Origin of the sequence: Vibrio sp. 10N.286.55.E10, from assembly GCF_002872555.1 — a bacterium.
GTDB classification, from domain to species: Bacteria; Pseudomonadota; Gammaproteobacteria; order Enterobacterales; family Vibrionaceae; genus Vibrio; species Vibrio crassostreae.
The window spans coordinates 85,007-111,686 of the sequence record NZ_MCSD01000046.1 but is presented as its reverse complement, the minus strand read 5'-3'; the positions used below and the strand labels follow the sequence as shown (position 1 = coordinate 111,686).

The window sequence follows — 26,680 nt, the reverse complement described above, 5'->3', positions numbered from 1 at the left end:
ATTAACACAGCTAGAGTTTTCTAATAGATAATAAAACGCCACGTTAAAATAACGTGGCGTTTTCGGTTTCAGTCAACTGAGGCTTTAAAGTGTTTCAGTTGTAGCCTTACTTAAGCCGTTAGAGGCTCAAGGTTCGCTGGGCGGTAGTGTACTGATTTTAGTACTTTACCTTGGCGAACTGTCTTGCCTTCAGATACGAAATCTTCCGCACACTTCGCGATGATGTATTCGCCTTTTTGAACAGCCATCAGTTTGATGTTCTGCTCAGCATAGAAAGCTTCTGTTTCAGCGTATTCTGTTTCGTTGCGACATACTTTGCTCATGTTGCTTGAGTGTACTTCGTCCCAGCAAGGCAAGAAGTCGATTGAGCGGTTTTTAGAAACATTCAACAGTAGGTCGATCAGGTAGCTGATTGCTAGGTTGTCTTCTACTTTCGACTGACCAAGGTGGACTAAACGTCCCATCAAAACATAAACGCTGTCTACAATAGCGTCCGCTTGTTCGATTTTAGAGTCAGCTTCTGCAAGTTCTGTTAGTTCTTCGATCGCTAGAGAGGTATGTAGCGTATCGCCTTTTTCGTCCATTGTTTCAGGAGCAGCAACAGGCAGATCAAAAGTACTGCGGAACTCTTCAATGTCGCGGTAAAGGTGATCGTAGATTTCTTGGCTTAGTTGAGAAAGGTTCATTTTCCTATCCATTCTGTTTCGTTAATGGATTATTTTATCAAAGCTCGGAATAGGGTGCTAACGCAAAGTCGAAGAAGTCGACTTTTATTCATTGGACCAATGAGGTATTTTGCATACAAACCGATTGATTATTATGTTTTCTGCCCTTTATTAGTAATAACCTCAATATTGGTGTTGTCATTTATCTCGTCAGCAGTGGGATCTCCGTTATGTACCAAGCCAGTGAAAGCGAAATTGTTATACGCCGTTTGTATCAAATCACCAATGATTATCGAAAGGGCTTCGATATTCAGATCGCTCAGCTGCTTATTATGGGGCTTGAACGCTTCAACCTTGATATTGGTATCTTATCGAAAGTCGATGGTAATTCTTATTTAGTTGAGCACTGCGTTACACCTGAAGGGGTAGAACTCAATAGCGGTGACACCTTCGATTATCGTTCGACTTATTGCGAAATTACTTGTAAATCGATTGGTCCTATCTGCATTGAGCATTGTGGTAAACACGATAAGTATGCGACTCATCCTGCCTATCAGTCTTTTGGTTTGGAGTCATACATTGGTATTCCCATTTTCGTTAATGATGAGCTTTATGGCACCTTAAACTTTTCAAGCCCAGAGCCTTATCATCGTGAGTTCAAAGAGTTCGATATCGACGTGATGAGGTTAATGGCCTCATGGATCGAAGTAGAGCTGGTTAGAAGACAACAAGAACGAAAACTCAAAGAGCTCAATGAGAAGTTAGAGTACCAAGCTATGTACGATCCTTTGACACATTTACCAAATAGACGTTGCTTGTTCAAAACGTTGAATGCGGAAGTCGAGCAGTTAAAAGGCTCTTTAGGAAAAGGAACCTTGGCAGTTGTCGACATCGATTTCTTTAAACAGGTCAATGACACTTATGGCCACCAAATGGGTGATGTTGTCTTAAAGAAAGTGGCGAACGTGCTAAGTAATAACACTCAAGAGGGTGAGTTTGTGGCGCGTTTTGGTGGTGAAGAGTTTATTCTTTGGTACCCAAATAAAACACCAAGTTGTATAGAAGATAAGTTCATGACTCTTTTGCAAGAGATGAAGAAAATCACGCTGGATAGAAAGCCTGTTACTATATCAATCGGTGCGTGTCATTTTGAGTTGAGTACAGGGGATACCAAAGGGGAAAGGATGTCGGCGTTAGATAAGCTAATCAAAGTTGCCGATGAATGTCTGTACATTGCGAAACAAAATGGACGAGATCAGTTTCTTTCTCGTCCATATCATCAAGAGCGCTCAGGAATATGAGCCAGCATGTTAGAGATTAACTGAACAGGTAAGGGAATAGCTTACGACGTTCTTCCGGCGTTAAAGACTCAACTCTCGCGATGTTGGTATCAGGAATCGCTTCAGGGTTAGGGTAGTGCTTCAACACCTTTTCCATACTCGCTTCACGAATCAAATGGTAAACCGGATACGGAGAACGGTTCGTTAGGTTTTCATCGTCTTCTGGATCTGCACCGCCAAAGCAATAGTCTGGGTGGAAGGTTGCCACTTGGTAAACGCCTTCCCAATCTTCTTGCTTGATCAGCGCTTCAATCCAATCAATGAACATGTTGTAATCGAAGAAATCTTGCAGCATGTTAGGAACCACAACCAGAGTCGTCTCTAGTTCAGCGACTGGTGTGTTATCTAACTCTACGAAATGCGTCATGATGTCTTCCAACAACGCTTCTTCCGTATTCGCTTCACTCACAAAGATCTTAATCTGTTTATTACGTTGTGGCTTGGCTGCAAATGGACACAGGTTTAGGCCAATAACGACATCGTCTAACCACTGTTTTACTTGGTCGTGGATGGTTTGAAGATCTGTGCTTTGAGTGTTCGACATAACAGGTTCCGAAATGAAATTTTGCGTAGGATATCAGAACGGACGTTAATCAAAAGCAATAATTGAGTTACAACCTCAGTCGTACTTATGCTTGTGCGAGTTTGGACGCCGATACTTGGCGCTGTTTTAACTGGTAGACCCAAGCAAATATCGCGACATAGAAGATCGAGCCACCTGCAATCACGCCATTCCAACCGAACAGTTGCCAGCAATATAGGAGTAAGAAGCCTCCTAAACTGCCACCTATGTAGTAGTGGACTAAGTAAAGTGCCGTTGCTGTCGCTTTGGCGCTCGGTGCTTTTTGGCTCACCCAAGAGTAGGCAAGAGTGTGGGCGAAGAATGCACCGCCACTAATCAATAACAAGCCAGCTAACATGAACGGGACTTTATCGACGGCAGAGATTAGCATCCCAATCAGGCTAATACATACGCCCATCAATATACCGTTTAACGGATCAAAGCGAAGTGTCCATTTGTTGGAGAGCTTAGAGCTTACCGTTCCGGCCAAGTAACATAGGAATATAAGCGAAGCTAAACCCACTGGCACAGAGTGAGGCGCAGATACTAGCCTAAAGCCCATTACCGAATACAGGTTAACGAACAACGCGAAGTTAGCACCACCAATCAACATCGCGAGCCACAAGGTACGGTTTCTTAAGTGCATCACAACCGAGCGGTTATGATGAAAGAACAACCCTTTCTGTGGTTTGAAGTTTTGTTGTTCAGGCAATCTAAAGGCGATATAGAGCGCGCCAAGCAAAGATCCGACAACGAAAAACAAAACCGTTGCGTGCCAGTCGAAATAATCCGTAATCAAGCCACCCAATACACGCCCGAAGATGCCACCTAAAGAATTAGCCGCAATATATCCTCCAATCGCGACTGCGAATGCTTTGGGTGATAACTCTTCGACCATATAGGCAACCGCCACGCCCGCAAAAGCAGCGACTGCGATTCCCATGAATGCTCGGGCAATAACAAGTTGCAGTAGAGTGGTTGTGAACACCATGCTCAGCCCGATTAGCGGGATAGCAAATAAGCTGAACAGAATGATGGGTTTTCGACCGAAGGTTTCAGAAGCGATCGCCCAAGGCACCAAGCTGATGGAAAGCCCAAGTGTTGTCGCGGCAAACAGCCAGTTGATTTGAGTTTCAGATACTTGGAAGTGCTCCGCCATGTGCGGCAAGATTGGCTGAAAGAGGTAAAGGTTACAGAAAATGATAAACGAGCCAATCGCCAATGATTGGGTGATGCGTTTGTATTGAGGACTGCCTTTATCAAACATTTACGTTGTGCCTGCACGAGTTAGTAAGCTATTTGTGAACAAGTTATCAGTACAAGTGCAATTAAAGAAATATATTAAAAATATCACCTCTATATATTTAATATATCGCCATGCTTGAATCAAAACCACTTCGACATTTTCTGGCTGTTGCGCAGTTTGGTAACTTCACCCAGGCCGCCAAAGCGCTGCATATCGCACAGCCTGCATTGAGTATTTCTATTAAAAAACTCGAACAGACGCTTGAGTTGATTCTCTTCCGTCGAGGAGATAAATCCGTAACATTAACGGAAGAGGGAAAAGTATTGTTCGAACACGCCAAGAGGATTGCTCAACAGTTCGATGATGCTCAACTCGCAATGGACGAGTTAAAGGGGTTGGAGAAAGGAGAAGTGCGGTTAGGCGCTCCAAGCATGATGGGGAGTTACTTTTTCCCACAGGTGGTGATGGCATTCAAGAGCCAATACCCGAACCTAAAACTGACGATTATAGATGCTGGTACTGCTTCGATTCGTGAAATGTTATTAAACGGTGAGCTTGATATCGGCGTGATTAATCATGAAAACGTGCCTGACGACCTCGAAACTGATCATCTATTGAGTTCTGAAATGTTAGCCGTCGTTGGTAAAGATCACCCATTGGCAACGCAAGCATCCATCACCTTTGAAGAGTTTTTCGCTCAAGAACTCATCATGTTCAAGTCGGGTTATTTCCACCGTGACTTTATCGATGCGACCTGCAAAAAGTACAACCTAGACATGACCATCGCGTTCGAAACCAACTTGCTCCCGATGATTCTTTCTATAGTGAAGCGAGAGTTCGCCATTACCGCACTACTCAGCTTAGTGACAGAGTACGAGGAAGATGTTGTCGGCGTGCCATTCAAAGACCCTGTGAAACTGAACCTCTCTTTGGCTTGGAGAAAGGAAGGATATCTTTCGAAGGCAGACAGAACCTTTATTGATTTCGTGAAGCGCTATGTGTGATTAAGTCAGATATAAATAAACAAAGCCCGAACATCCTTGGTTGGACATTCGGGCTTTGTTTGTAGAAATATAAGTCTCTAAACCACGTTATGTGTTCTTTGAGTTATACATCTTATCGAAGTTCTTCTGATTCCAACCGACCATCACTTGATCGCCGATCTTAAGCACTGGGATAGAGCGAGCACCCATCGCCTGTAACTCTTTACGGCCACGCTGCATCTTTGCATTCGTCAGGCGGTAAACAATTTTCTTAGAGTCTAAATACCTTTGGGCATCCTTACAGTGCGGGCATTTGTCTGCGACGTACAATACAACACGTTTCATTTTTTCATTCTCTTGGTGAATCTCGTTAAAGTGTAACGAATCCTAGGTGATTAGAAAAGTGTGATCAGTTACACTATGCGGCTCAATTTTCAAGACCACAACGTATTGTCGTGGTGTAACTTGTACGGTCTTTCAGCATGCATCCTTCTTTACGCTATATTCAAGGCTATCCTAAGCACATTCTTGATCCTGTGACTCAACTTGTCGAGTCGGGTAAATTGGTGCCTTGGTTTGAAGCTCGCTACCCAAAGAATCATGAAATAAAAAGCGAGAAAGCCCTGTTTGACTATGCGATTGAGATAAAAAATCGCTACATGAAAAAAACACCACCGATCAGCAAAGTGATTTACGACGGCAAGATACACCTAATCAATAATGCGTTAGGTCTTCATTCTTACGTTGCGAAGAATCACGGTGGAAAGATCAAATCAAAGAATGAAATTCGTATTGCCAGTGTTTTTAAAAATGCACCAGAACCTTTACTTAGAATGCTGGTGGTACACGAACTGGCGCATATCAAAGAGAAAGAGCACGACAAAGCCTTTTACCAACTATGCTGTCACATGGAACCGGAATATCATCAACTTGAGTTGGATGCCCGTTTATTCATGATGTATTTAGATTTAAAGAAGTAGCCCAATGAGCCAATCACAAAATAGAAAGACGCTAAGCCTGTCGAAAAACAGTACTTCATCAGCAAAAACAAAAGACAATCAAGCTGATGTTAAGCCAAGTACAGCTAAGCCAAGCAGCGACAAGCGTATTTCTACAAAGAACACATCAGATAAAAGCCGCAAGAGTAGTGCACCGAAAGGTACGGGCAATAACAAAGCAAAGCGACCTTTTGCAAAAGATAGCAAAGGGAAGCAGGGCGCGAATAAAGGATCATCAAATAAGGGTTCTTTTAATAAAACGGCTTTTAACAAGAACGCAGCTCAGAAAAGACGTTCTTCTGAAAAACCTCAAGGTGGATTACACCCAAGAAACCAGCACACTGGTCGTTATGACTTTGAGTTGTTGGTTGCCTCGTTGCCTGAGCTAAAAGAGCACCTGATCAAGAACCCAGTAGGAGAAGACACCATTAACTTCTCTGATCCATTGGCCGTTAAGCTGCTCAACAAAGCTTTGTTAGCACACCACTACGGCGTTAAACATTGGGATATTCCTGCTGGTTACTTGTGCCCGCCAATTCCTGGGCGTGCAGACTACATTCACAGAGTGGCCGACATCCTTAATAGCGATGGCCAAGGCGAACCATATAACCACGCGTCTGTGAAAGCATTAGATATTGGTGTTGGTGCAAACTGTATCTACCCAATCATTGGCACCACGGAATACAAATGGCGTTGCACAGGTACAGATGTTGATCCTGTTTCCATCAAAACAGCGAACTTCATTGCGGAAAGCAACGTTAATCTAAAAGGTAAGATCCGAGCTCGCCTACAAGCTGACTCTGAATCTATCTTTAAGGGCGTGATTAAGGATAATGAACGTTACGATGTCACTATTTGTAACCCTCCATTCCACAGCTCCCTTGAAGAAGCGGAAAAGGGGTCACAACGTAAACTGGATAACCTAGCGGCGAACCGTGCTAAGAAGGCAGGTCAGTCATTTAAGCCAGAAACGAATAAGAAGCCAGTTAAGTTAGATAAATCAACTAAGCAAGATAAACCAACCTTAAACTTTGGTGGTCAAAAAGCCGAGCTTTGGTGCCCGGGTGGCGAAGCTGCTTTCATCATGAAAATGGCGAGAGAGAGCCAGCTTTTTGCTACTCAAGTTTTGTGGTTTACGACATTGATCTCTAAGAAAGATAACGTCGATATGGTTCGTTCAGAGCTGGGTAAGCTACGAGCTAAACAAGTGAAAGTTGTCGAGATGTCGCAAGGCCAGAAGGTGAGTCGTTTTATCGCATGGACCTTTATGGACGATGAACAAAGACAAGAGTGGATCGCGCTTAAGTAACGACTGCACTTAATTAAGATATTAAGTCGAAATTATGAACGGGCTTGTTGTTAACGCAACAAGCCCGTTTTTTGTGTTTTGCATATTCGCTAAGCAGAAAGCAACTCATCTAACTTACTCTGATATTTCTGCTCTAGGGCTCTGTTCCCGGCTTTGTTTTCGAGATCGACCAAGATTTGAAGTGATGGAATTTGATAGCCATAACGCTGGTGGAATTTGAATAAACGAAGTCGAGCCTCATTGTAATCGGCTTCACTTACTTCGATTTTAGAAAGCTGTAATATCGACTTTACTCGATTTGGGTCATGGTCAATGGCGCGAGTGAAGTAGTACTTCGCTTGGTCAGTATTGCCAGCCTTAAATGCGCAAAATGCCGCGTTTTCATAACTTGCAGACACCAAGTAGTAGTAGGGTTGGTCGATGGCTCGATTGAAGTACTTGTCGGCTTGTTCGTATTCGCCCTGTTTACACAAAAATGTACCGTAGTTGTTCAATACATTACCGTTTCTAGAATCGAGACTGAGTGCTTTGCGGTAAGTGGTTCTCGCTTCGTCTACTTCGCCCACTTGTTCGTAGTAATGCGCCATTGAAAGTCGAGCACGGTAGTAGCTAGGTGCGTGCTTGATAGCGAGTTCAAGATTTTCACGCGCTCTTACCATATTGCCTTGTCCCATATAGCCCAAGCCTAATTCGATTCGAGATTCAGACATCGCGATAGGATCGCTTTCAATTTTTGGTGGTCCTTCAGTGACAGAGACGCAACCGACCAACGAAAGCGAGGTGAGTAGTACCAAACTTGATAACGAAAGGGGGCGGGGCAACGAAATCGGATTTGAGAATGACGGCTTGGCAGGCATGTGAAGCTCCTTATGAACACCAACCCATCATATGAAATCAAACCCATTGAAGTGGTAAATCTATTATGGAATGCGACTCAACCACCATAAAAAAACCGCGTCCAATTTGGAGTCTTATCAACAACCTATTGAACACGGCTTTATGTGTTTGTGAATCGGAAGAGAGAACTTAATCGTCTTTGGTAAAGTTGTCTTCGCTGAAATGCTCCAGATCGTAAGGCGTTTGTTGGTAAACGCAGTAGTTTAGCCAGTTAGAGAATAACAAGTGGCCATGACTACGCCAGCTTGCAACAGGCTTGTTGTCTGGATTGTTGTTCGGGTAATAGTTGATTGGAATAACAGGCTCCATGCCTTCACCTAAATCACGAATGTATTCATTGTGAAGTGTATGGGAGTCGTATTCAGGGTGGCCCGTTACAAACACGTTTCGTTTATCTTTGGTCGCTGCTAGATATACACCCGCAACATCAGAAGTCGCAAGAACATCAAGGTCGGTATGTTCAGCTAAGCACTCTTGAGAGAAGTCCGCATAGCGAGAGTGCGGTGCCAAAAATGTATCGTCGAAGCCACGCAGAATAGGATGGTATGGGTTATGTATCTCGTGGTTATAAACACCAGACAGCTTCTCTTTACGAGTGCGTTTTGGCAAATCATACAATAACTTCAAACCAGCCTGAGCCGCCCAACATACGTATAGCGTTGAAGTAACGTGCTTGTTTGCCCATTCCATGATGGTTTTCAGGTGATCCCAGTAGATAACATCTTCAAATTGAACCAAACCAAGCGGCGCGCCAGTGATGATCAATCCATCAAAGTTTCTTCCTTTGACCATTTCAAATTGGCGGTAGAAGTTATCAAGGTGTTCAGTCGGTGTGTTTTTGCTCGGTCGGTCATCAATGCGCAGCAGCTCTACATCCACTTGCAATGGGCTGTTCGATAGTAGGCGTAAAAATTGAGTTTCAGTTTCAATCTTCTTCGGCATTAGGTTGAGGATCAAGACTCGAAGTGGACGAATTTCCTGTGTCGATGCTCTTGATAACGGCATAACGAAGATGTTTTCTTCACGAAGAACATCGGATGCTGGCAATTGGTCTGGAATGCGAATAGGCACAGCTTTCTCCCTAAGCTAGATATGTAGACGTCTATACATCTAAATCTATAGTAGTTTGATACGCTTGTCGATATGCAAAATGGATAGATGTAAATTATTTGTGTTTTCTATCAGAAGCAATCCTCGGGCATCGAGGGGAGTTTCGTAGTATTCAGTGATTACCTGACTCTAGTGTAAGGATTTGGTTTTCGGACGCTGAGTAAAGGCAGTTATCAGAGAAACTCTTTATTATTTACGATAAACTCATGTTTTCGAATTAGCCTGTAAAGTGACAAATGAAGTTAATACTCATTCGAGGGTTGCCCGGTTCTGGCAAGTCAACAAAAGCCAAAACCTACGATGCATTGCATGTTGAAGCCGATATGTATTATGTGAATGAGCAAGGTGAGTATCACTTTGACCCTAGACAGCTGCAACAAGCACATGAGTGGTGTCAAAACACGGCTGAAAGTGGTCTAAAGCAAGGCCTTGATGTGGTTGTTTCGAATACATTTATTAAGCACTGGGAAATGAAGGCTTACCGCCAACTTGCACGCAAATATAAAGCAGAATTGATTATTGAAGTTTGCCGAGAGCAATATGGCACTATTCACGACATCGAACCGTCTGTGATTAAGCGTATGGCGAAAGATTGGCAAGAATAGCCTCGAGCTTATCTTGCTTGGATGAGTCGCAAATAGAATTAAATTAATAGAATAACTCCAAGGTAACGATTGAAATGGCAAAGCGCTCTGTTGTGGTCGACATGACTTCTTATGGTATCTATTCCACATGGGATTCCAAATCTAAAGATCTTCCAAAAATCCAAGAGTTCACCACCATCGTTGATGCTGAAATCGACGTGGAGTTTGGCTATATCCTGAATATAAAAAAAGCCAAAGGTGAGAAGATTCGTTACTGCATTTATCACCCGAACATCACCACAGACAAAGGTGAAGTGCTCGAACCGTTCGATGGTGAAGAGTATGTCGGCAACAATGATTGGGATTTCTACTTAGGTGACACTATCTGGGCACCTGTCTCGAACAAACTAGGAAAATGGCGTATGACGGTTGAGCTAAAAGGCAACATCATCGCCGACAAGACATTCGACCTAGTAGCAAAAGACGAAGGCCAGTTTTGGAAGCGTAGGGGGTTTTAGGTTCGACCTTCTATGTTCACCTAAACAGCAAAAAGCCGAGCATCGTGATGATGTCTCGGCTTTTTTCATTGTGCTAGATAGAAGTGACTACCTAACTAATGGATTCGATTATTGCGTTACATAAGCCACAACAAACTCAGTTATAGCGACCATGTCTTTCACTGCAATGTACTCTTCAGTGGTGTGAACTTTCGCCATACCAGTAGAAAGGTTAACTGTTGTTAGGCCTTTCGCGTTGAAGTTGTTTGCATCACTACCGCCGCCAGTGCGTTTAGTGTTCGCTGTTACGCCAAGCTTCTCAAATGCTGATTTGATAGAAAGAATATGCGGGTGATCATCTGCAATAACGAATGCGTCGTAAGCACGAGTCGATTCGATTTCTACTTCAGCGCCGAACTGTTTCGCGCTTTCTTCGAATGTCGAGATCATGTGTTCAACTTGTGCTGTTAGTTTTTCACCGTTTAGAGAGCGAGCCTCAGCCACGACTTTAAGCTCTGGCATTACGATGTTAGTTGCTTGACCGCCTTCAACAATACCCACGTTTGCTGTTGTTTCTTCATCGATACGAAGCAGGTTCATCTTAGTGATAGCGTCTGCTGCCACTTGAATCGCACTGATGCCTTCTTCTGGTGCTAAACCAGCGTGAGCAGGGCGACCTTTGATCTTCGCAACGATTTTTTGTTGGCCAGGCGCTGCGTTTACGATAGTACCAATCGGACCGCCTGTATCTAGCACAATAGCGTGCTCAGATTGGATGTAAGACATATCGAAGTTCAGAGAACCGAATAGACCGCCTTCTTCGAATACGGTGAATGCGATTTCAATCGTTTTGTGTGCTTGGCCTTCAGCTTGGATTACGCGAACCGCTTCCATGATAGCCGCAATACCAGACTTATCGTCACCGCCTAGGATCGTGTTGCCTTTTGAACGGATGATACCGTCTTCGATGATTGGCTCAATGCCGATACCTGGCGTTACTGTGTCCATGTGGCAGCTGAATACTGTGCTACCTGGAAGTGTGCCATCTAAACGTGCGTAGATGTTGAAACCGTTCGATACTTCTTCCGGAACTGCCAGTTTGTGTACGTCAAAGCCTAGTTCGCCTAGCTGCTCAGCCAGCGCTTCAGCGATGGCTTTTTCGTTGCGTGATTCACTATCGATTTTCACAAGATCACAGAAATGGTCGACTAGACGTTGTTCATTAATTTGGGTCATTGTTAATTCTCATTATGCTTCCGCTTGTTCGAAAAGAAGCCGCGGAGGTAGGAACAGGAAAATCACTATAACGCCAATGTGCCAGATGAATGCCTGTGTTAAATCAAGAAAGTTGCCTGATTATGCTATTTAATTAGAAAAATCTTATTTATATCGTCGAGCTGGCAACATTTTAATCTGTCTAGGGCTCGGGTATAATGCGTTTCTAATATAGATAAACAGCAGTGATATGAGAATTCAATTTGGAACGGCCTTGATACATGAATAAAAACAACGTTTTAGGATCCTTTCTACTCGTTGTGACAATGAGTGCCGTACTCGGGCTTTATTTGTTGTACCCATTGCAGGACGACGACCTAAGTCATGCGCAATCAACGAACACTGATGCTTACACCCCAGAAAACGAACTGGCTAAGTCCGCATATGGGCTCCAGTTAATCAAACTGCTTGAGCTATCTCGCGGTGATCCACTTCTCGCGCAACAAAAGCTTACTGAGCTTGCAGAAACTTCACCTACAAAACCTTCAGCTATTTACCAAGCTTACCGTCTGATGATTCTGTCAAATGTCGCCCATCATCAGCAAGATACAGAAGCCGTCATGAGATACATTCAACAGCTTGAAGAATTGGCTGACCACAAAGCTTTGTTGTGGTTGAAAGCCCAGTCGCTTGTTGAATTATCCATCGAGAATTTGAAAGAAGGTGAACTCGCTGCCTCTGAAGTTCAAATTCGTTCCGCAATCGATATAGCTGAGTCCATAAGATACGAAGAACTGTTGGTCAAAGCCTATAATACGGCGGGCGCCATCAATAACGTTCGTAACGACCTACAAGATGCTCAATACTTTTTCCATCAAGGGATACAACTTGGGAAAAAGTACCCAAAGCATATTTATAACAGCAAGCTCATGTCTAACATGGCATTGCTTTACATCTATTTGGAAGATTGGCCGAAAGCACTCAAGATCATTGAGAAAGCCAAAAAGCTCTATTATCAAAGCGGATTACTCGAAGATGAGGCCATTGGTATCCTCTACATTAACGAAGCCTTCACCTATTTAAGCAGTGGCGATCTCGTAAAAGGTCGTATTGCTTATAACAAAGCGAAGCAGCTGAATAGTGAGAGAGTAAGTACGCGATACAAGGTTCTATTGCTCAGAACATACAGTGATGTATTGCTTGCGGAAGGGGAATTCCAATCAGCACTCAATGTGACGAATCGATGCATTCATTATCCTGGGGTCGAGAAATACACGCTTCAACATGGGCAGTGTTACCTCAACCGAGCGTTGGCGAAAGTCGGACTGAATAAAGATGATGATACCCTGGCAGATTTTCAACGCGCGTTCGACATTTTTGAAGTTGTGGGCAGCCGAAATTGGAAGGTACTCGGATTAAAAAGGCTGGCTCAATATTACGAATCAAAAGGTAATCTTGATAAGGCATTACACTATTACAAGCTATATTATAAAGCTAATAAAGCGCTGCTTTTTGACAAGCGCCAGAGTGATATCTTTCTTTTAGAACAAGACTTTGCGACTGCGACACTCGCGAAAGAAAACGAATTACTCAACACGGAAAAAGACCTGAATGAGTTGTTACTGCAAAAGCAGCAACTTAGGAATCGAATCGTTGTCGCATTGATCATTATGGTGGGTATTAGCGCACTGTTATTGATGATTCGATTGCGTTCAATCCAAAAAAAGAACAGCGCCTTGTTAACCCAATCAACGACTTGTGAGCTTACCGGCTTGTTCAATAGGCGTTATCTCGAACAATTACTAGCTCAACCTATGCCATTCGGTCACACCCAATTTGGAATGAGTTTGGCGATTCTAGACCTCGATTTCTTTAAGAAAGTGAATGACACCTACGGGCATGATGTTGGTGATCAAGTGCTGGTGGAAGTGGCTAAGCGTTTAGGTCAGGTAGTACTTAAAAATGATGTTGTTGCACGTTGGGGCGGGGAAGAGTTCGTTCTGTTATTTTCAGGCTCTCAAGATCCAGAACAACAACTAGAAACCATCAGGCTAGCCATCGCCCAGCATCCCATTGATACTCATGCTGGAACGTTGAGTCTTACCTGTTCAATTGGTGCCACTATTAACATCGCTCAAGAGCAAGTTAACAATGGAACCTATAAGAAGTCGCTTAAAGCTGCTGACGATGCTCTGTATCAAGCCAAAGAGGCAGGTAGAAACCGCGTGGTTATCGCTGAAAGTTAATCTCTAATCTGGGAATAAAAAGCCATTCTGATCGTGGTTAGATAAGAATGACTTCTAGGCGATAATTTTGGTATCAGTGATAGATGAACGTATTAACTTACTTTGCGACGCCTTGCAGCATTTCAACCAGTTCGCCCTCTGTAGAAGGTTCTCTTGCTAGTTCAATAACAGCGGAAGCGCCACCTTTTAACATGTAAGCTCGAGTTCCGCAGTGGTCATAGTGGAACCACTTACCGTCTACACATACATCGGTATAACATCTTGGGTCTTGTTTGAGTTCCATATCAATTTCCCTATTAACATTTGCCTAACGTTTTTCAGACTAGTTGATCACAAGTTAAGGTAAATTGATCTAAATCAATCTAGAGTGTAATTGATGATTTGAATATCAAATAGGAGAGATGTGTCTAGCGTGGGAGCGAGCTCTCGGTGATTGCAGCGCTCAAAGGTCGTGATTCTGGTTGGTAACTCTCGCTCTTTTGCTTGCCAGGTGATGCTTTTCTACATACGCTAGCCACTCTCTTAATCCCTATACAGACTTGATTGTGTTGGAAAATGACTAATATCTTTATCGTTGTAATTGTTCTGGTTGTATTCTTTTACTTTATTCAAAAGTATGTGGTGAAACATGATGACACCAAAGACCATGCTTATCAGAAGAAAGGGGCGTTGATGTCGGCGCAACAGGCGACATTCTATAATGCGCTTAAATCCGCTGTGGGTAACCATGGGGAAGTGTTTGCCAAAGTCAGCATGTCGAACGTACTTGTTCCTGCTAAGACGAACAACAAGAAGAATTGGTTTATCGCCAACAACAAGATCTCTCGTAGTTACTTTGATTTTGTCGTCTGCGACCCACGAACGTTAGAACCCCGTGTGATCATCGAACTCGATAACGGTAAAGAGCTCAATAAAGGGAAGGTCGACCGCGAAAAGCTACTGATTCACGTCTGTAAATCGGCAGGTTTACCTTTGATTGGTGCTTCGATTAAACACAGCTACCAAGTAAGTCGTTTGAAGAGGTTACTTGCAGCGCACATTGATTTAATCGAACCATCCAAAGAAGTTCGATTTTGTAAGAAATGTGGTAGCCCGATGATCATTAAACTGGCAAGCCAAGGCGATTACAAAGGCCGACGATTCTTCACTTGTAGCCGCCAGCCTAACTGTACCTATACCGAAAACTACAACGTTGTATTCGATGTAGATGAGGAATAACGTAAAGCAACACTCAATACTTAGTGTGATGTAACTCAACTTTATTTACGTTTCACGTCTAAAAATTCAACGTATTGGTGCGAATAAGAGCAAACGGTTGATTCAAGTGTAATTTCTACTTGCGCCGCAATAAATCAGTCGTTAATATCTTCCTCGTTCTAAAGGAATGCGTCCGTAGCTCAGTTGGTTAGAGTACCGCCTTGACATGGCGGGGGTCGGTGATTCGAGTTCACTCGGACGCACCATTCCTTGTTTAGTTGTTATTGCATAACTATTGAGTTTGTCACAATGGTAGTAATAAGAAATTAGAACATCGCCCGCTTAGCTCAGTTGGTTAGAGTACTTGCATGACATGCAAGGTGTCACTGGTTCGAGTCCAGTAGCGGGCACCAAATTCGTTCTTTATGAACAAGCAGAAAGCCCACCTAGTGTGGGCTTTTTTGTGCCTGTAATTCCTCTCATAACTCCTATACAATCTGCCAGCTCTTATAAGCCCTGTATGTCTTGCCAGCCGGCGTTGTAGACTTAATGAGACTTCGTGTGTCTCTGCAATTTGGGGGTGAGTGTAGTCACCATCATCAGCCTTTCTTCTACTCATCAACATCGTTTGTATGAGGTTAACCGAAAGCTAAGTCGCCCCAGAGTGGCAAGATGCGGGTATTACCCTAAATAACCCCGTAGTGAGCTTGTAGACGACCGCTCGACAATCACTCTCGTAGATTTACTACCAAGCACTTAAATCTAGATTTCGCGATCAACAAATGACGAGTAAAGCGATAAATACTCTGAAGTTGTTTCTATCAATTAAATCGAAGCAATGAAAGGTTATAGCTGTCGTTAAGTTTTGATTGATGAGCTATAGAATAAACAAAATATAACGACGTCAATTATATTTATTATCTATGGATTGTTTCGGAACTATATCAAGATGTATGGCTTTACTCGTATTAACTCCGAAGCTGGCTAATGTACCAGAATGTGATTTCCAGATTTTAAGAGAACGTTATTGAGCTAAATCAGCAACAAATGTTTGTTTATATTGAGTACTGGTTTGTAGCTCCTTTTTGATCCACTGATTAAACAAGCTAAAGTCAGAATGTATTTGCCAGAAAAGTGATGCAATAACTCGTTTACCAAAAAAGTCAGGGTGATCGGTAATAACCTTAAGTTTATGTTCTTTGATATTACCTTCAATAAGAAACCCTGGTACAAAAGCGATGCCTTTTTGAGCTTTACATAAATCGATGATGGTTCCTAAATCATCCAGCCGCCATAGGTTATATGCTGCGATGTTAGACAAGTTAAGCAGCTCTTCACACCCGTCCATTAATAGCACTCGCTGTGACGATGCTTGAGACTTTAAGGTGACTAAGTCTTCATGAGCCACCCACCAGCAGTTAACGTGGAATAGCTCCTCGATATTGAAGTCGTAATTGGTCTTGTGGTACGGGTTACCCAACGCTAGGTCTATCTTCCCTTCGTTTATATAGTTACCTAACACAAAGCTGGGTTTCGTCACTACAAGTAAGTCGACATTCGGGAATGCTTCCGAGAATGCTAGTAGTGTCTTCTTTACGTTTTTATTGAACACCAATGGATCGATACCCACGCGGTAAACTATCTGGTCAGATATATTCATCTGCTGGGCAACGGTGATTAATTCCCGATATTTTGATACCACAGGTAAAGATAATTGGAATAGGCGTTCCCCTTTCTCTGTTAACCAGACTTTAGAGTGCTCTCTATTAAATACGTTGAAACCTAAGTCTGACTCAAGATTTTGAACAGCTGTGCTAACTGTTGACTGTGATTTTCCAAGCTTGCGTGCAGCAGAGCTAAATGAACCTTCTTCAACTACTGCTATGAACGAAACAATATTTTCGAAATGTAGTTTCATGATTCGACTAACCTTTGACACAAAGAAATTATATTTATTATTGTTTGTTGATTCGAAGAACAATAGCGTGATGATACTTGTATTTCAACAGGTTTTATAATGAATAATAAAGCCTAATAAATTATCAATTGGGTTATATCTAAAGGTTATATAAGTTGTATATAACAAAAAAGATTGAGCTGCATCTTACTTTTTCAAGTTTATAAATTTAAATTAATATAGATTTCCGACAGTGATTTTAACTGTAACTCATTGTTGATAAAAGATTTGTTACGTTTTCTTTTAATTTTAGTGTTTTTATTTTGATCAATTTTCGCTCTACCTATTGATAAAGTCGATAGGGGGTATTTTCCCCAGAGTGGGTGGGCTAATTATAATGGCGACGAATTTTCAACAGCCCTTATAGGAACAAATAATGATTACTAAGCTATACGTGAAAACAAGCATGTTTTTATCACAATTCAAGAACGATGAGCGCGGCGTAACTGCGATCGAATATGGTCTTATTGCTGTTGCAATGGCTGTGCTAGTAACTACAGCGGTAGGTGCTGATGGCTTCATTGGTAAGCTAGAAGGTGCTTTTGAAGATGTAGCTACGGCTATTGATACTGCTAGCAGCTAACATCAAGCCTTATTGGCTAATGTAGAAGATATCGAGAGATATTCATGCCAGACCTGTGTTTACATTGGTCTGGCTTGGTTAATTTACGATGTAAAATAAGATTTGTTTTAACCAAACTTAGGTGGTATTTCCAATTTTTAGTCATGAATTGTATTTAGTGACTTTGGCAATATTGAGTATATATGTGTCGGCTACTGATTTTCTCTATCGTAAGATACAAAATTACGCCTTGCTCGTACTACTCTTCTTGCAGTGTTTCATATCCCCATTAGATATCCAAATTATGAGTTTTTTACTGATGTTAGGTGGAGGACTTATTCTTTATAAGCTGATTTGGATTGGAGCGGGTGATATTAAATACGTCGTTATTTTGTCTCTTGCCATCCCTGTTGATGACTTATTATTGGCGTATATTCTGACGGCTTTTGCTGGTGGTATTTTAGCGCTTACTTATCTAATAAGTAAAAAATTAATAAGAGGAAATGCCCATAACCAAGAGGGTATTCCATATGGAATAGCAATTAGCATTGGATTTTACTTAGTAATTTTAACTCAATCTACGCCACATATATGAACCTCCAAAAAATGAGCACATTATGAGATCCCGACTGGTATTACTTGTGGCCATTGCTGCCTTAATCGTGGGTGCGCTAGGCGTTATCGACCTGTTCAAGAGTGAGCCCCAACCGAAAGTAGCGGCTGAAACGATCATTGAAAAAAATGAAGAACATGTTGCCGTTTGGATGACCACCAAAGCCTACGAAAAAGGGCGTGCAATCGACGCACAAGGTGTCGTCAAACAACAGCTTCCTTTAAGTGAAGCTTTAACGCTGGGTGTTAGAGAAGACGCTCAAATCAGCTTTGCTCCTTCCACTTTGTTAAATCGCGACCTTAACGCCAGTGAGGTGGTACTGCCTGAATATCAAGTGACACCAGGACAGCCAGGATATGTAGATCTTTTGATAACAGAAGGCATGACGTTATACCCACTTAAAGTCAGTGATAAAAACCTAATCAACGATTACATCCGACCAGGTTCGTACATCGATATTCTCACAGTGAGTTCTCCTAATGCCAACTTGGCTGGAAATATCGATAAACCAAAGCGCTTTCGAGGGGTGAAGGCCTCGATGTTTCTTAAAAATGTCAAAGTCCTCAACATCGGAAATGACGAAACTGGCGACAGTTCAATTACCGCTCGAGCGCCGAGTAAAGAGGACGGTTTGACTACGGTGGTCATCGAAGTTAAGCCTGATGAATTACCAAAACTCGCGCTAGCACAACGCACAATGCACATCGAAATTTATCGAAGCCAAACCTATACGCAACCTGAGGTCGCGGAGGTACGCAACATTATCGATAACTATACCGGTATTGCTGAGCTACGTGGTAATGAGAATAACTCTAGAGAGGCGTTGTAATGATGATCCATCACCGAATCAAACAAGCACTGCGTGTTTCCATCTTAGCAGCGTTGATTGGCTTACTTTCTATAACAAACACTTTTGCTGCCGATCGTTCCATTACGCTCAACGATGGTCAGCACATCAAATTCAAAAGCCCGATTGGTCAAGTGTTCATCAATAACCCTGATATCGTTGACTACAAAGTGATCAACGACAACACCTTGGTAGTCTTCGCCAATAGCATTGGGCAATCACGTTTAATTGTCTATGGAATTGACGATGAGGTGTTGCTGTCCGATCGTATTATTGTCGATTTGGATCTGACGGATATTAGACGCCAACTCAAATTTCATTTCCCTGACGCTAAGGTCAAGGTTCAGTCTGTAGGAGAGCAAGTCGCTGTCAGTGGCCTTGTTGATTCCGAAGCGACTCGTGACGACATCTATCGTTTGGTAGCGACTCTATTGGGACGAGAAAAAACCGAGAAATGGGAAAAAACTCAGAAGCTAGAATTTAAATCTGACAGCTCAAATTACGAAGAACCCGAAAGCATGGTATTTGCCCGCAATATGACGTGGGAAGGGATCATCGAACGTATTGAAGTTGCGACCACTCAACAGGTGAACGTCAAAATCTCAGTTGCTCAGGTAACGGAATCGTTTGGACAAACCGTTGGTGTTGATTGGAGTTCTGTGGGCTCAAGTGTTGGTGAATTTGTTTTCGACCAGTTCGATGCGGCAAACCTGAGCACGTTAATCACAGCGTTAGGCAATGATCAGATTGCTGAAGTTCTGGCTGAACCTAACTTAACCGTGTTATCCGGTGAGTCTGCAAGTTTCCTTGTGGGAGGCGAAGTGCCCGTTATCGTTACTACCAGTAACAATGTGAACATTTCCTTCAAAGAGTTCGGCATCAAACTCGACCTAACGGCGAAAGTGCTTAGTCAAGACAAGATCCGCATGCAATTAGCGCCTGAAGTGAGCGAAGTCGAAGGTTATGTTGAAGCGGCAGGAATCAAAGTCCCACAATTGGCTTCACGACGTGCCATGACAACCGTTGAACTTGCCGATGGCGACAGCTTCGTTCTTGGTGGCTTGATGAGCAGTGCTGATTTGGAAAAAATGCAAAAAATCCCTTTCGTTGGCGATATTCCTGTACTTGGTGCTGCATTCAGAAAAGCAACCACAGAAAGAAAGCGAACTGAGCTGATCATCGTTGCTACCGTGAATCTCGTCGAGCCAATTAAGCCGAAAGACATTCAGCTGCCTTACATCAAAAAGACCTCTACATTGGCGCGTTGGCTTAACGTCGAATGGGATGGCAAGTCGGTGACGTCATCTGATGCAACGATTCGCCTGTTGTCGCAAGGAGGGTTTATCCAATGAAGAAATTATTATTGATGGCGTTATTTACCACGTCACTTTTCGGCTGCGCCTCTGAGCAATACTTTGTCGGACAGGGTTCTGAAGCCTTGGTGTACAAAGAGCACCACAGTTTTGAGTTTGCGATGAAAAACCGCGCTGAAACGACCAAACAGATTACTGCTTTAATTCAAGATATTGAGTCGATGGACAAAGAAGCGACCTATGTCGTGGATTACAAATCTCCCCGCACCAAACAGATGTTGCAGGCGATCTTTAAACAATATCCTTCACACCTTATCGCGCCACAAAGAGTGACGTATCGAAGCGCTCAATTGTTGCCTACTGATCTCAATATTCAGGTGACGTTAACGCGTTTGAAGACTCAAGAATGCAAACCAGCGCAGATTCACGTTCGGTTGAGGCAGCAAGATTGCTTTGCTGAATCGATGCGTTTGAAGCAAGTGGCTTACAAGTCTCGTTTGGTAGGAGAGCAATAATGTTTGACCTAACGAAAGCATTAACAACCAAGGCCAAGCCAGTTCAGACCGGAGCGACAGGTGTTGCCGGATGTACATTGTTCTATCAATCTCAAGAGTGTTTAGACCTTGTTCAAGAAGTCTTTCGATTTGAAGGATGGAATGATCCTGCTTGTGTCAAAGCCAAAGCCGGTTTAACCAAACTGACAGAGCAACAAAGCAGCCACATTGTGATTCTAGAGCTTAATGAATCGACCAATGTGGTTGAAGACGCTAAATCTTTTGCCAGCAAACTACCCACGCATAAAGGGGTGGTTGTGATTGGTAAAGAGGATGCGATTTCTACGCTTCGTTCGCTTAAAGATATGGGTTTTTACTACGTGTTCTGGCCAGTGAATAAGCAGGAATTTGCTGACTTCTTGAACCACGTTAGTAAGAACCTTAAGACTTTCTCTGGTGTGAGCCAAAAACGTAAAGCAAAACGAGTCGCGATTGTCGGTTCAAAAGGCGGCGTGGGTGCATCGTTTCTATCAACCGAGTTGAGCTCACTATTATCGACACAAGGCTCGGACACGATTCTCGTCGATCATCAATATGCGGATACCAACCTTGATGTCTTGCTCGGCCTAAAAGACTTTAAGCCGAGAACCATTGACGAGTTCACCGCACCATTGCATGAAATGGATGAAGAAGGGGCGTTGAGTTACCTAATCAACGCTCGTAAGAATTTACGTCTGTTAGCGATTGATGGCGACATGAGTCAAACCGATGTTCTTAATTACAACCAAACCTTGTGTGACCTGTTAGCGCGTAACACCAATTTCATTATTGAAGACTTTTCGGGTGGCGTGGATTTCAAAGTTGAACCTCAACTCTTGGTAGAAAACTTTGATGTGGTTGTGTTGGTGTTGGATGCGTCAGTGTCTTCAGTAAGAAGTGCAAAACGACTGTTTGAAAAAGTCTCCAACTTGCAGCTTTCGTTATCGTCGCGTACTCGTGTGATTACCGTGGTGAACTACCATCGTCCGGAAAACGCTTACGTTTTACAAAAGCCCGATCTGACTAAGTATTTAGGCGCAGAGGTTGATCTCGAAGTCGACTACTGTAAAGCGTTAGCGCACATCATTATTGATGGTAAACGCGGGCACAAGCATGACCGCCATATCAGTCGTTCTATGGAGCAATTGGTGAAGCTGATTAATGGTCAACCTATGGATCAGAAGGGCATGAATTCTTGGTTGAAAAAGGTGCGTGCTAAATGAGTTCTAACAAAGACTTATACCTCGCATTTCGTGGTCAGATATTTGAAGCCCTAGATGCAGAAGCGGTTCAGAAAATGAGCCGTCGAGACCTTGAATCTCAGATACAAGCGGCCGTTGACCTGTTAGCTAATAGCTACCAAAGACCGATCACGTCGATGATGAAGTCAGGCTTGGTGAAAAGCTTAATCGATGAACTGTTTGGTTTGGGGCCTTTGCAGCCTTTGGTCGAAGATCAATCCATTTCCGACATCATGGTGAATGGGCCAAACAACATCTTTTTCGAACGACACGGCAAGGTCAAAAAATCCGAAGTTTCGTTTGTGAATGAAGAGCAGTTGTTAGCCATAGCAAAGCGTATTGCTTCACGTGTTGGAAGACGAGTGGATGAGCTTTCTCCAACAGTCGATGCCAGGCTTGAAGATGGTAGTCGTGTGAATATTGTGATTCCGCCTATTTCATTGGATGGCACATCTATCTCTATTCGTAAGTTCAGAGAGCAGAAGATTGGCTTTGAAGATTTGATTGGTTTCGGGTCGATGTCTCCAGACATGGCGCGAGTGCTGATGATTGCTTCGCGCTGTCGAATTAATGTATTGATCTCTGGCGGTACCGGTTCAGGTAAAACCACGTTGCTCAACGCGCTGTCTCAATACATTGCTGAAGATGAACGCATCGTCACCATTGAAGATGCGGCTGAATTGCGCCTGCAACAACCTAACTTGGTTCGACTGGAAACACGTACCTCAAGCGTTGAACAAACCGGAGCAGTAACGCAGCGAGAGTTGGTTATCAATGCGCTTCGTATGCGTCCAGACCGCATCATTCTTGGTGAGTGCAGGGGCTCTGAAGCGTTTGAAATGCTGCAAGCCATGAATACGGGTCACGATGGTTCGATGTCTACATTGCACGCCAACACGCCGCGCGATGCGATTGCTCGTGTTGAGTCTATGGTGATGATGGCGAACTTAAATCAGCCTCTGGATGCGATTCGAAGAACGATCGTCAGTGCCGTTCAGATGATTGTTCAGGTTAACAGGCTACGCGATGGGTCTCGTAAGATCACGAGCATCTCTGAAATCGTGGGCCTTGAAGGTGAGAGCGTGGTGATGGAAGAGATTTATCGCTTTCGTTATGACGATGCGCATTACGGAGAAACTGTTAAAGGCGAATTCGTCACCGACGGCATTATGCAACGATCTGAGCTTGTGAAAAAAGCGCAATTTTTCGGGCTCTATGATGAGCTGATCGCCGCGTTTAAGGGGGCATAGTATGCTTTGGATTTCATTAATCCTATTTGCGTTTGTGCTGCTTTTGATCCGAGATTCAAAGGTCAAAAAGGTCTACCAATTTTTCAATATCGAAGAAGCGGAAGCTGAAAACTTTAATGCGATTAACGTGAAGTCATTGGTGCGCAAGCAAGGCTGGCAAAAATTCAAAGATTCCATCTCACCAACATTAATGGTGTTGGGCCCGAGATCGTCGTTGTACATCGCCTTATATATAACGGGCAGTCTTATCGCGTCTTGGTACATCGTTACTGATCTACTATCAATCACCAATTCTTGGCTGGTACTGGGTTCATCTTTGATGTTTACCTTTTTCGGCTATCGTTTTCTGGTCACAAGAAGGCGTCGAGACTTTGAGAATACGTTCCCTGATGCGTTGAATATCCTAATGAGTGCCGTCACTGCGGGTGACAGTTTAATGCAAGCCATCAGTTATGTGGGTGATGTGATGCACAACCCCATTGGACGCGAGTTCAAGCTAATGGGAGAGCGACTGAAGCTAGGTGAGTCTCCAGAAGTGGTGCTTCAACGCTCATGCAAAAACTACCCGTACCCAGAGTTTCTGTTCTTTACCGTGACGATCAGGGCAAACATCGCTCGCGGGGGGCAACTAAAGGGCGTGTTAGCTCGTCTGATTAGGGTTTTGGTTGACTCTCGAACACTTGAGAAAAAGAAGATGGCGATGACGTCGGAAGCCCGAATTTCAGCCAAAATCGTTGCAGCCATTCCTTTGATTTTTATGATTATTCTCAACTACGTTAATCCCGCTAATGTGGATTTTGTTCTCTATGACCCAGAGGGAAGAATCATATTGTTTTACGTGTTGGGTAGTGAGCTTTTTGGTTTGTTCATTGTTTGGTTATTAGTAAGAGGAGTACGCGCATGATGTTACTGGCCTCCCTTATTGTGCTGTTCTTTTCGTTACTCTTTCTAATTGTCGATTCGATTCGTAAAGAGCAACGACATAAGAAAGTTGCGCTCTATATTGGAGACGATGCTGTTCGTGCACCTTCGCGTGTAAACCGATTTTTTGTTCGTTTTGGTAAAGAGCATCGACACGAGCTCGAGCAAAAGATGATCGAGGCGGGCTATTACAACACCGAATGGGCGAAATTTTATTTCCCTGCCAAGTTATTGGTATTGGCGTTGATTTCAGGGTTGGTGCTGTTGGGGGATATGACATCAACTAACAAGTTGCTCATCGTTATTTTCTCGCTGATTGCCGTCATCGTCGTGCCAGATACCTTGCTTCAAATGCGACGCAAGATGTTGATCAGTAGAACCTCAGCTCAACTGCCGTATTTACTCGACATGATGTCGGTATGTGTGCAAACCGGTATGACGATTGAAGCCGCATTGGTCTATTTGGGAAAAGAGTTGGCTGAGTTTGACTCAGACCTTTGTTACCAAATTAAGCGCACATCGGACTCGGCGAAAATACACGGGCTGGAAAAGGCGCTCAATGATCTGAGTGAACGCATCCCAACGCCACCAGTACGAAGCTTTGTGTTGACGATTATCCAAAACCTGCAATACGGAACATCTGTGGCGAGTGTGTTAAGTGATCTCGCTGAAGACATGCGAAAAGTCCAGATTCTTACGGTCGAGGAAAAGGTGGGTAAGCTCTCTGCCAAGATGAGTGTGCCTTTGATCCTCTTCATCATGTTCCCGATCGTTATCCTGATTCTCGCGCCGAGCATCATGCAAATGACATTGAGCATCTAGGGAGAATTACTAATGATTGGAAAACGTATCGGTTTCATTTTGCTCACGTTGAGTGTGTTGGCGGGGTGTCAATCGGCACCGTCACAACAAGACTTGCAGCTCGCTGACGTCACTAGCATGGAAAAAGTGAAGAACTATGATGGCTTGATTAGTTATTACAAATCCCAGCTAGAGCAAGGCTTCGAAGATCCAGAGGTGAAAGAGAAACTGGCTTGGGCATATTTCCACAAAGGAGATATCGAATCGGCTGACTTCTATGTTCAACACTTGCAAAAAGAGGGGGTTAAAAATCCCAACTTGTATCAGTTAGAAGGGCAAGTGTTTGATGCAAAAAATGACATTGAAAGTGCGATTGCTGCGTATGTAACTTCTATCGAGGCAGGAAATAGAACAGGGCAAATTCACGTCTTGCTTGGTGTGTCTTACACCAAAGTTGGGAAATACGATGAAGCACAACAAGAGCTCAACCAAGCACGTTTACGCGGTTATGACGATGTCGTCGTTAAGAACAACATCGCAATGATTCAAATGGCTAATGGCGAGTACCAACAAGCGATTCAAACATTGGATCCGGTTTTAAAAGAAGACCCAGCGAATAAAACCGTTAAAGCTAATCTGGCTATTGCTCTGATGAAAACTCAGCAAATTGACTCGGCCAAAAAGTTGCTCAAAGGTGACTTCTCAGCAGAAGAGATTCAGAACATCGCTGCTGAATTGACTCAATTGGGAGTTAATGATGAAGCGTCTTAACAAGCAGAAGGGCGTGACGGCGATTGAGTTTGTATTAGGTGCGCTTGTTCTGTTTTTTGCCACCTTTGCGATCTTCGAATCGAGTTACCAAATCTACGTTGTGAACATGACCGAGTATTCGCTGAGAGAAACTATCAGGAATACCAAAATCTATGAAGGTAAAGGGATCAACGAACAGTACGAGAATAAGTTTAGGTCGTTAATTGAAGACGATGACAACCTGTGGAGTTTCTTAATTGATAGCTCTCGTTTTTCTATCGCGGGTCAGTACTTCAAAACCTATGACGACTTTATCGCGAACAGGGGACACTCAGATCAAGGCTTGAACTTCAACTATGACTTGGCAGAAATTACAGTGACTTACCGCTACACACCCGTAATTAAACTGACCGGTGCCGTTGACAGAGATATCTCACGCACCATGGTTTTGAACTTAGAGCACGAGGGGTGGAAAGATGATGCTCCGTAAGCAATGCGTGCTTTCCAAAAGACGCCAGCAAGGCTCGTACACCATTGAGTTAGTTTTCATTCTTGTGGCCTTATGGGGCGTTTATCTCTTTGGGGCTGACTTGAGCTATCAATTGCTCGCACGTGCCAAGCTTGATCGATCCAGCTTTGCCTTAGTCAATGTTATCAAAGAGCGTACTCGTTATTTTGAAGCCGATGTGTTGGCAGGAACGAACCTATCTGTGACCAACGCAGAGTTAGAAGACATGACGAAAGTAGCAAGCCGAATGCTCAATACACCAGTAGACAATGTGGCCATCAAGATTGAAGCGTTGACCAATAAAACGAATGTCGCTGAATTCTCAACCAGCAAGTATCGAAGCTTAAATTGCCAAACCGATTCGATTCTCGAGCATGCGGATCTAGCGCCTGTAGAAAAGGGGGTTGTGTATCCATTGTACCGAATCAGTCTGTGTGAAGAGGAAAGCTCTTGGTTCAAACCCTTCTTCAACGGTGGTAGCAGTACCACGGTTAAGATTGGCTCTTCTTCAATAATGCCAGGGAGATAATGAAAT

29 protein-coding genes and 2 tRNA genes are annotated in these 26,680 nt (G+C 43.4%); 22 read left to right on the top strand and 9 right to left on the bottom strand.

Features of this window, described 5'->3' with window-relative positions:
* Window positions 1-110: 110 nt before the first annotated feature.
* On the bottom strand, window positions 111-686 hold the full coding sequence (locus BCV39_RS19365) for a nucleoside triphosphate pyrophosphohydrolase family protein (protein ID WP_048658535.1): 576 nt from the start codon (window positions 684-686) through the stop codon (window positions 111-113).
* A gap of 209 nt (window positions 687-895) precedes the next feature.
* Here BCV39_RS19365 and BCV39_RS19360 point away from each other — a divergent pair, with 209 nt between their 5' ends.
* Complete coding sequence (locus BCV39_RS19360; protein WP_102433236.1) at window positions 896-1,966, top strand: diguanylate cyclase; 1,071 nt, start codon at window positions 896-898, stop codon at window positions 1,964-1,966.
* Between the two features lie 16 nt (window positions 1,967-1,982).
* On the opposite strand, the gene BCV39_RS19355 is transcribed toward BCV39_RS19360, so the two are convergent.
* Both BCV39_RS19355 and BCV39_RS19350 read right to left on the bottom strand, forming a co-directional pair.
* A complete protein-coding gene (locus BCV39_RS19355; RefSeq protein ID WP_017096948.1) occupies window positions 1,983-2,549 on the bottom strand; it encodes a DUF1415 domain-containing protein in 567 nt (188 codons plus the stop codon).
* An 85-nt stretch (window positions 2,550-2,634) separates the two neighbouring features.
* Window positions 2,635-3,834 carry an MFS transporter gene (locus BCV39_RS19350; protein WP_102433237.1) on the bottom strand — a complete coding sequence of 400 codons (1,200 nt, stop codon included), beginning with the start codon at window positions 3,832-3,834 and terminating at the stop codon, window positions 2,635-2,637.
* A 110-nt stretch (window positions 3,835-3,944) separates the two neighbouring features.
* Here BCV39_RS19350 and BCV39_RS19345 point away from each other — a divergent pair, with 110 nt between their 5' ends.
* Window positions 3,945-4,817: a LysR substrate-binding domain-containing protein gene (locus BCV39_RS19345; protein WP_102432251.1), complete on the top strand. Its 873-nt coding sequence runs from the start codon at window positions 3,945-3,947 to the stop codon at window positions 4,815-4,817.
* A gap of 87 nt (window positions 4,818-4,904) precedes the next feature.
* Here the strand turns inward: BCV39_RS19345 and BCV39_RS19340 are convergent, their stop codons facing one another.
* Window positions 4,905-5,141: a glutaredoxin family protein gene (locus BCV39_RS19340; protein WP_016786183.1), complete on the bottom strand. Its 237-nt coding sequence runs from the start codon at window positions 5,139-5,141 to the stop codon at window positions 4,905-4,907.
* Window positions 5,142-5,278: 137 nt separating this feature from the next.
* On the opposite strand from BCV39_RS19340, the gene BCV39_RS19335 reads away from it, so the two are divergent.
* Together BCV39_RS19335 and rlmF are read left to right on the top strand one after the other, a co-directional pair.
* On the top strand, window positions 5,279-5,776 hold the full coding sequence (locus BCV39_RS19335; protein WP_004734935.1) for a M48 family metallopeptidase: 498 nt from the start codon (window positions 5,279-5,281) through the stop codon (window positions 5,774-5,776).
* A 4-nt stretch (window positions 5,777-5,780) separates the two neighbouring features.
* Entirely contained in the window at window positions 5,781-7,103 is a 1,323-nt protein-coding gene (gene rlmF / locus BCV39_RS19330; protein ID WP_102432250.1) for a 23S rRNA (adenine(1618)-N(6))-methyltransferase RlmF, read from the top strand.
* 89 nt (window positions 7,104-7,192) lie between these two features.
* Here the strand turns inward: rlmF and pilW are convergent, their stop codons facing one another.
* Together pilW and metA are read right to left on the bottom strand one after the other, a co-directional pair.
* A complete protein-coding gene (gene pilW, locus BCV39_RS19325) occupies window positions 7,193-7,960 on the bottom strand; it encodes a type IV pilus biogenesis/stability protein PilW (protein ID WP_102432249.1) in 768 nt (255 codons plus the stop codon).
* A 169-nt stretch (window positions 7,961-8,129) separates the two neighbouring features.
* Window positions 8,130-9,071, bottom strand: a complete 942-nt coding sequence (gene metA / locus BCV39_RS19320) for a homoserine O-succinyltransferase (protein ID WP_102432248.1) — start codon at window positions 9,069-9,071, stop codon at window positions 8,130-8,132.
* 275 nt (window positions 9,072-9,346) lie between these two features.
* Between metA and BCV39_RS19315 the strand changes: the two genes are divergently transcribed.
* Both BCV39_RS19315 and BCV39_RS19310 read left to right on the top strand, forming a co-directional pair.
* Window positions 9,347-9,715, top strand: a complete 369-nt coding sequence (locus BCV39_RS19315) for an ATP-binding protein (protein WP_102432247.1) — start codon at window positions 9,347-9,349, stop codon at window positions 9,713-9,715.
* A 74-nt stretch (window positions 9,716-9,789) separates the two neighbouring features.
* Window positions 9,790-10,212: a DUF3859 domain-containing protein gene (locus BCV39_RS19310; protein WP_048611912.1), complete on the top strand. Its 423-nt coding sequence runs from the start codon at window positions 9,790-9,792 to the stop codon at window positions 10,210-10,212.
* A gap of 108 nt (window positions 10,213-10,320) precedes the next feature.
* Here BCV39_RS19310 and BCV39_RS19305 read toward each other — a convergent pair whose 3' ends face one another.
* Window positions 10,321-11,427: a M20/M25/M40 family metallo-hydrolase gene (locus BCV39_RS19305; RefSeq protein ID WP_019824125.1), complete on the bottom strand. Its 1,107-nt coding sequence runs from the start codon at window positions 11,425-11,427 to the stop codon at window positions 10,321-10,323.
* A 260-nt stretch (window positions 11,428-11,687) separates the two neighbouring features.
* Here BCV39_RS19305 and BCV39_RS19300 point away from each other — a divergent pair, with 260 nt between their 5' ends.
* Window positions 11,688-13,652, top strand: coding sequence for a GGDEF domain-containing protein (locus BCV39_RS19300; protein ID WP_102432246.1), 1,965 nt, complete (start codon window positions 11,688-11,690; stop codon window positions 13,650-13,652).
* 97 nt (window positions 13,653-13,749) lie between these two features.
* Here the strand turns inward: BCV39_RS19300 and BCV39_RS19295 are convergent, their stop codons facing one another.
* Window positions 13,750-13,935: a hypothetical protein gene (locus BCV39_RS19295; protein WP_048658547.1), complete on the bottom strand. Its 186-nt coding sequence runs from the start codon at window positions 13,933-13,935 to the stop codon at window positions 13,750-13,752.
* Between the two features lie 272 nt (window positions 13,936-14,207).
* On the opposite strand from BCV39_RS19295, the gene BCV39_RS19290 reads away from it, so the two are divergent.
* The 3 genes from BCV39_RS19290 to BCV39_RS19280 all read left to right on the top strand — a co-directional run bounded on the left by BCV39_RS19290 (window position 14,208) and on the right by BCV39_RS19280 (window position 15,262).
* A complete protein-coding gene (locus BCV39_RS19290) occupies window positions 14,208-14,870 on the top strand; it encodes a DUF2726 domain-containing protein (RefSeq protein ID WP_048658548.1) in 663 nt (220 codons plus the stop codon).
* 168 nt (window positions 14,871-15,038) lie between these two features.
* A tRNA-Val gene (locus BCV39_RS19285) sits at window positions 15,039-15,115 on the top strand.
* Between the two features lie 70 nt (window positions 15,116-15,185).
* A tRNA-Val gene (locus tag BCV39_RS19280) sits at window positions 15,186-15,262 on the top strand.
* Between the two features lie 611 nt (window positions 15,263-15,873).
* Here the strand turns inward: BCV39_RS19280 and BCV39_RS19275 are convergent.
* Window positions 15,874-16,767, bottom strand: coding sequence for a LysR family transcriptional regulator (locus tag BCV39_RS19275; RefSeq protein WP_048658585.1), 894 nt, complete (start codon window positions 16,765-16,767; stop codon window positions 15,874-15,876).
* A gap of 415 nt (window positions 16,768-17,182) precedes the next feature.
* Between BCV39_RS19275 and BCV39_RS19270 the strand changes: the two genes are divergently transcribed.
* From BCV39_RS19270 to tadF, 12 genes are all read left to right on the top strand, one after another.
* Window positions 17,183-17,389, top strand: coding sequence for a Flp family type IVb pilin (locus BCV39_RS19270; protein WP_017080668.1), 207 nt, complete (start codon window positions 17,183-17,185; stop codon window positions 17,387-17,389).
* 148 nt (window positions 17,390-17,537) lie between these two features.
* Window positions 17,538-17,963 (top strand): prepilin peptidase, encoded by a 426-nt coding sequence (locus BCV39_RS19265; protein ID WP_102433452.1) that lies wholly within the window; start codon window positions 17,538-17,540, stop codon window positions 17,961-17,963.
* Window positions 17,964-17,985: 22 nt separating this feature from the next.
* Window positions 17,986-18,810 carry a Flp pilus assembly protein CpaB gene (gene cpaB, locus BCV39_RS19260; protein ID WP_048658586.1) on the top strand — a complete coding sequence of 275 codons (825 nt, stop codon included), beginning with the start codon at window positions 17,986-17,988 and terminating at the stop codon, window positions 18,808-18,810.
* Window positions 18,810-20,180 (top strand): pilus assembly protein N-terminal domain-containing protein, encoded by a 1,371-nt coding sequence (locus BCV39_RS19255; RefSeq protein WP_102433436.1) that lies wholly within the window; start codon window positions 18,810-18,812, stop codon window positions 20,178-20,180. Before cpaB ends, BCV39_RS19255 begins: the two co-directional genes overlap by 1 nt.
* Window positions 20,177-20,656: a hypothetical protein gene (locus BCV39_RS19250; protein WP_048664893.1), complete on the top strand. Its 480-nt coding sequence runs from the start codon at window positions 20,177-20,179 to the stop codon at window positions 20,654-20,656. Before BCV39_RS19255 ends, BCV39_RS19250 begins: the two co-directional genes overlap by 4 nt.
* Complete coding sequence (locus BCV39_RS19245) at window positions 20,656-21,897, top strand: chromosome partitioning protein ParA (protein WP_102433437.1); 1,242 nt, start codon at window positions 20,656-20,658, stop codon at window positions 21,895-21,897. The genes BCV39_RS19250 and BCV39_RS19245 overlap by 1 nt, the downstream gene beginning before the upstream one ends.
* Window positions 21,894-23,165 carry a CpaF family protein gene (locus tag BCV39_RS19240; RefSeq protein WP_048664894.1) on the top strand — a complete coding sequence of 424 codons (1,272 nt, stop codon included), beginning with the start codon at window positions 21,894-21,896 and terminating at the stop codon, window positions 23,163-23,165. Before BCV39_RS19245 ends, BCV39_RS19240 begins: the two co-directional genes overlap by 4 nt.
* A gap of 1 nt (window position 23,166) precedes the next feature.
* Window positions 23,167-24,069, top strand: a complete 903-nt coding sequence (locus BCV39_RS19235; protein ID WP_048658591.1) for a type II secretion system F family protein — start codon at window positions 23,167-23,169, stop codon at window positions 24,067-24,069.
* Window positions 24,066-24,908, top strand: a complete 843-nt coding sequence (locus tag BCV39_RS19230; RefSeq protein WP_102433438.1) for a type II secretion system F family protein — start codon at window positions 24,066-24,068, stop codon at window positions 24,906-24,908. Before BCV39_RS19235 ends, BCV39_RS19230 begins: the two co-directional genes overlap by 4 nt.
* Window positions 24,909-24,920: 12 nt before the next feature.
* Entirely contained in the window at window positions 24,921-25,658 is a 738-nt protein-coding gene (locus BCV39_RS19225) for a tetratricopeptide repeat protein (RefSeq protein ID WP_102433439.1), read from the top strand.
* The gene (locus BCV39_RS19220; protein WP_048664896.1) at window positions 25,645-26,127 is read left to right on the top strand and encodes a TadE family protein; all 483 of its coding nucleotides are present in this window, start codon (window positions 25,645-25,647) and stop codon (window positions 26,125-26,127) included. The genes BCV39_RS19225 and BCV39_RS19220 overlap by 14 nt, the downstream gene beginning before the upstream one ends.
* The gene (tadF, locus tag BCV39_RS19215; RefSeq protein WP_102433440.1) at window positions 26,117-26,674 is read left to right on the top strand and encodes a tight adherence pilus pseudopilin TadF; all 558 of its coding nucleotides are present in this window, start codon (window positions 26,117-26,119) and stop codon (window positions 26,672-26,674) included. The genes BCV39_RS19220 and tadF overlap by 11 nt, the downstream gene beginning before the upstream one ends.
* The last annotated feature ends 6 nt before the right edge of the window (window positions 26,675-26,680 follow it).

Excerpts from the sequence above, each read along its gene's own strand:
- BCV39_RS19360 (WP_102433236.1), top strand. The coding sequence starts at position 896 with ATGTACCAAGCCAGTGAAAGCGAAATTGTTATACGCCGTTTGTATCAA.
- tadF (WP_102433440.1), top strand. The coding sequence starts at position 26,117 with ATGCTCCGTAAGCAATGCGTGCTTTCCAAAAGACGCCAGCAAGGCTCG.
- BCV39_RS19250 (WP_048664893.1), top strand. The coding sequence starts at position 20,177 with ATGAAGAAATTATTATTGATGGCGTTATTTACCACGTCACTTTTCGGC.
- BCV39_RS19315 (WP_102432247.1), top strand. The coding sequence starts at position 9,347 with ATGAAGTTAATACTCATTCGAGGGTTGCCCGGTTCTGGCAAGTCAACA.
- BCV39_RS19220 (WP_048664896.1), top strand. The coding sequence starts at position 25,645 with ATGAAGCGTCTTAACAAGCAGAAGGGCGTGACGGCGATTGAGTTTGTA.
- BCV39_RS19295 (WP_048658547.1), bottom strand. The coding sequence starts at position 13,935 with ATGGAACTCAAACAAGACCCAAGATGTTATACCGATGTATGTGTAGAC.
- BCV39_RS19235 (WP_048658591.1), top strand. The coding sequence starts at position 23,167 with ATGCTTTGGATTTCATTAATCCTATTTGCGTTTGTGCTGCTTTTGATC.
- BCV39_RS19365 (WP_048658535.1), bottom strand. The coding sequence starts at position 686 with ATGAACCTTTCTCAACTAAGCCAAGAAATCTACGATCACCTTTACCGC.
- BCV39_RS19345 (WP_102432251.1), top strand. The coding sequence starts at position 3,945 with ATGCTTGAATCAAAACCACTTCGACATTTTCTGGCTGTTGCGCAGTTT.
- BCV39_RS19305 (WP_019824125.1), bottom strand. The coding sequence starts at position 11,427 with ATGACCCAAATTAATGAACAACGTCTAGTCGACCATTTCTGTGATCTT.
- BCV39_RS19340 (WP_016786183.1), bottom strand. The coding sequence starts at position 5,141 with ATGAAACGTGTTGTATTGTACGTCGCAGACAAATGCCCGCACTGTAAG.
- BCV39_RS19350 (WP_102433237.1), bottom strand. The coding sequence starts at position 3,834 with ATGTTTGATAAAGGCAGTCCTCAATACAAACGCATCACCCAATCATTG.
- BCV39_RS19300 (WP_102432246.1), top strand. The coding sequence starts at position 11,688 with ATGAATAAAAACAACGTTTTAGGATCCTTTCTACTCGTTGTGACAATG.
- pilW (WP_102432249.1), bottom strand. The coding sequence starts at position 7,960 with ATGCCTGCCAAGCCGTCATTCTCAAATCCGATTTCGTTGCCCCGCCCC.
- BCV39_RS19225 (WP_102433439.1), top strand. The coding sequence starts at position 24,921 with ATGATTGGAAAACGTATCGGTTTCATTTTGCTCACGTTGAGTGTGTTG.
- BCV39_RS19355 (WP_017096948.1), bottom strand. The coding sequence starts at position 2,549 with ATGTCGAACACTCAAAGCACAGATCTTCAAACCATCCACGACCAAGTA.
- BCV39_RS19275 (WP_048658585.1), bottom strand. The coding sequence starts at position 16,767 with ATGAAACTACATTTCGAAAATATTGTTTCGTTCATAGCAGTAGTTGAA.
- BCV39_RS19335 (WP_004734935.1), top strand. The coding sequence starts at position 5,279 with ATGCATCCTTCTTTACGCTATATTCAAGGCTATCCTAAGCACATTCTT.
- BCV39_RS19240 (WP_048664894.1), top strand. The coding sequence starts at position 21,894 with ATGAGTTCTAACAAAGACTTATACCTCGCATTTCGTGGTCAGATATTT.
- BCV39_RS19230 (WP_102433438.1), top strand. The coding sequence starts at position 24,066 with ATGATGTTACTGGCCTCCCTTATTGTGCTGTTCTTTTCGTTACTCTTT.
- BCV39_RS19290 (WP_048658548.1), top strand. The coding sequence starts at position 14,208 with ATGACTAATATCTTTATCGTTGTAATTGTTCTGGTTGTATTCTTTTAC.
- rlmF (WP_102432250.1), top strand. The coding sequence starts at position 5,781 with ATGAGCCAATCACAAAATAGAAAGACGCTAAGCCTGTCGAAAAACAGT.
- cpaB (WP_048658586.1), top strand. The coding sequence starts at position 17,986 with ATGAGATCCCGACTGGTATTACTTGTGGCCATTGCTGCCTTAATCGTG.
- BCV39_RS19255 (WP_102433436.1), top strand. The coding sequence starts at position 18,810 with ATGATGATCCATCACCGAATCAAACAAGCACTGCGTGTTTCCATCTTA.
- BCV39_RS19270 (WP_017080668.1), top strand. The coding sequence starts at position 17,183 with ATGATTACTAAGCTATACGTGAAAACAAGCATGTTTTTATCACAATTC.
- BCV39_RS19245 (WP_102433437.1), top strand. The coding sequence starts at position 20,656 with ATGTTTGACCTAACGAAAGCATTAACAACCAAGGCCAAGCCAGTTCAG.
- BCV39_RS19310 (WP_048611912.1), top strand. The coding sequence starts at position 9,790 with ATGGCAAAGCGCTCTGTTGTGGTCGACATGACTTCTTATGGTATCTAT.